Annotated in this window: 1 protein-coding gene; it reads right to left on the reverse strand. The window is 71.6% G+C overall.

What is annotated here, in order from left to right; translation table 11 throughout:
- The coding region (locus ACFC79_RS38110; RefSeq protein ID WP_376249847.1) for a type I polyketide synthase at positions 1-3,520 on the reverse strand (3,520 nt) is incomplete at both ends.

The following is a 3,520-nucleotide window of genomic DNA, read 5'->3' on the forward strand; positions in this document are numbered from 1 at the left end:
ACCGCATCCAGAGCCGCCGCGAACACCGGGAACGCGTCATACAACTCACGCCCCATACCCAGCCGCTGACTCCCCTGCCCCGTGAACAGGAACGCTGACTTACCACCCACCACCGAACCCGACACAAGACCCGCAGCGGCGTTGCGCCCCTCCGCCAGCGCCGTCAGAGCGTCCAGCAGAGCGGTCCGGTCCTCGGCGAGCACGACTGCGCGGTGGTCGAAGGCCGCGCGGCCGGTCGCGAGGGAGTAGCCGATGTCGTCGGCGGACAACTCGGGGTGCGCGGTCACGTGGTCCAGGAGGCGCTCGGCCTGGGCGCTGAGCACGTCAGCACTGCGGCCCGACAGGATCCAGGGCACGACGCCGGTGCCGGTTGCCGAGGTCTCGACCGGCTCCGCCGTCGCGGAGTCGTCCAGCGGGGCCTGCTCGATGATGGTGTGCGCGTTGGTCCCGCTGATGCCGAAGGACGAGATGCCCGCGCGGCGCGGGCGGCCGGTCTCCGGCCACTCCACCGCATCGGTCAACAGCGAGACCGCACCCGCCTCCCAGTCGACGTGCGGCGACGCCTGATCCGCGTGGAGAGTCTTCGGCAGCACGCCGTGGCGCATCGCCATGACCATCTTGATGATGCCCGCGACACCGGCAGCGGCCTGGGTGTGGCCCAGGTTCGACTTGATCGAGCCCAGCCACAACGGCCGGTCGTCAGCGCGCTCCTGGCCGTAGGTGGCCAGCAGCGCCTGTGCCTCGATCGGGTCACCCAGCGTCGTACCCGTACCGTGCGCCTCGACCGCGTCCACCTCGGACGCCGACAGACCGGCCGTGGCCAACGCCTGCCGGATCACCCGCTGCTGCGACGGGCCGTTCGGCGCCGTCAGGCCGTTGCTCGCACCGTCCTGGTTCACCGCGCTGCCCCGCACCACCGCCAGCACGGGGTGGCCGTTCTTACGCGCGTCGGACAGCCGCTCCACGAGCAGCATGCCCGCACCCTCGCCCCAGCCCGTACCATCCGCGTCGGCCGAGAACGCGCGGCAGCGACCGTCGGCGGACAGGCCGCCCTGGCGACTGAAGCCGATGAAGGTACCGGGGGTGGCCATCACGGTCACACCGCCGGCCAGGGCCAGTTCGCATTCGCCGTTGCGCAGCGCCTGGATGGCCCAGTGCAGGGCGACGAGCGAGGAGGAGCAGGCCGTGTCGATGGTGACGGCCGGGCCCTCCAGGCCGAAGGTGTACGCCACCCGGCCCGAGGCGATGGAGCCGGTGCTGCCGGAGCCGAGCGCGCCTTCGCCGCCGCCGTCCGGGGCCTGTTCCACCAGGGTGGCGTAGTCGTGGTACATCACGCCCGCGAAGACACCGGTGCGGCTGCCTCGCAGGGTGACGGGGTCGATGCCCGCCCGTTCGAACGCCTCCCAGCTGGTTTCCAGCAGGAGCCGCTGCTGCGGGTCGGTGGCCAGCGCCTCGCGGGGCGAGATGCCGAAGAATGTGGGGTCGAACTCGGCGGCGTCGTGCAGGAAGCCGCCCTCGCGGGTGTAGCTGGTGCCGGGGTGCTCCGGGTCGGGGTGGTAGATCGCGTTCAGGTCCCAGCCTCGGTCGACCGGGAATCCGGAGATCGCGTCCTCGCCTGCGGACAGCAGCGTCCACAGTTCCTCGGGGGTCCGGACACCGCCGGGGTAGCGGCAGCTCATGGCGACGATCGCGATCGGCTCGTCGTCGGTCACGGTCCGTGCCACGGCGTCGGCTCGGGCGCCGGATCCGACGAGCTCGTCCCGCAGGTACCGGGCGAGCACCTCGGAGGTCGGGTAGTCGAAGACGAGGGTGGCGGGCAGCCGCATGCCGGTGACCGCGTTCATGCGGTTGCGCAGCTCTACGGCGGTCAGCGAGTCGAAGCCCAGGTCGCGGAAGGCACGCTCGGGGTCGACGGCGTCGCCGGAGCTGTGACCGAGTACGGCGGCGACCTGGGTACGAACCAGGTTCAGCAGAGTGTCGAGCCGCTCGGCTTCACCGAGTCCGGCCAGTCGCTGTGCCAGCACGCCCTGGGAGGCCGAGCCCTCGGCCGTACGGCGGGCCTGCACCCGCACCAGGCCGCGCAGCAGCGGGGCAACGGCTCCGGAGGAGGAAGCGGCCTGGGCGCGGACAGCCGCGAGATCCAGCCGCATCGGTACCAGCAGCGCCTCGTCGGCGCCGGTCGCCAGGTCGAAGAGTTCCAGGCCCTCGGCGGCGGACAGTGCGGCGACCCCGGCCCGGTTCATCCGGGAGACGTCCGCCTCGTCCAGTTCACCGGCCATGCCGCCCGACTCGGCGGCCCACAGGCCCCAGGCCAGCGACGACCCAGCCAGCCCCCGTGCCCTGCGATGCTGGGCAAGGGCGTCCAGGAAGGCGTTGGCAGCCGCGTAGTTGGCCTGTCCCGCACCACCGAAGACACCGGCGGCCGAGGAGAACAGCACGAACACCGACAGGTCCAGACCCTCGGTCAGCTCATGCAGATTCCACGCCGCATCCACCTTCGGACGCAGCACCCGCCCCAGACGCTCCGGCGTCAACGAGCCAACGATCCCGTCGTCCAGCACACCGGCCGTGTGCACAACCCCGGTCAACGGATGCTCCGCCGGAACCGACGCCAGCACACCCGCCAGCGCCTCGCGGTCCGCGACATCACACGCCGCCCAGACCACCTCAGCACCCAACCCCGACAACTCCGCCGCAAGCTCCGAAGCCCCCGGAGCCGCACCACCACGCCGACTCACCAACAACAACCGACGCACACCACGCTCGACCACCAGATGCCGGGCAAACAAACCACCCAGAGTGCCGCTCGCACCCGTGACCAGCACCGTTCCCTCGGGGTCAAAACGCTCCGGTTCCGTCACCGGCGCGGCGGCGCGGGCCAGCCGTGCAGCCCGCAGCACACCCTCGCGCACCGCGAGCTGCGGCTCGCCGGAGGCCAGCGCCGCCGGGAGGGCGCGCCGTGATTCGATCGTGCCGTCGGTGTCGATGAGGACGAATCGTCCCGGGTTCTCCGACTCGGCGGAGCGGACCAGCCCCCGGACCGCGGCGCCCGCCAGGTCGTCCACGGACTCACCCGCTCCGACCACTGCCGCACCCGAGGTCAGCACCACCAACCGCGAGTCCGTGAGACGGTCGTCGCCCAGCCACGCCTGGACCAGAAGGAGCGCTCGCTGCGTGGCCAGGTGCACCGAGCCGAGTCCGGCATCGGCATCGGCATCGGCATCGGCATCGGCATCGGCATCGGCATCGAGTGCGAACGTGACCAGCACGTCGTCCGGCACCGGGGCTCCGGACTCGATCGCCTCGGTCAGCGCGGCGAGGTCGGCGTAGACGTCGAGGCGCTCATCGTCGCCCGCCGCCGGGCTCAGCGCGTCGGAACCCAGCACGGCCCAACGGCCACTTGCCGGGGCTGCGGATATCTCGTCCCAGTCGAGTCGGAAGAGCGAGTCGTTCCGACTGTCACGCGACGCACTGCTGATCTGCTCCACCGACACCGGACGCAACACCAACGAGTCCACCG

Source organism: Streptomyces sp. NPDC056061 (assembly GCF_042266885.1).
Classification (GTDB): Bacteria; Actinomycetota; Actinomycetes; order Streptomycetales; family Streptomycetaceae; genus Streptomyces.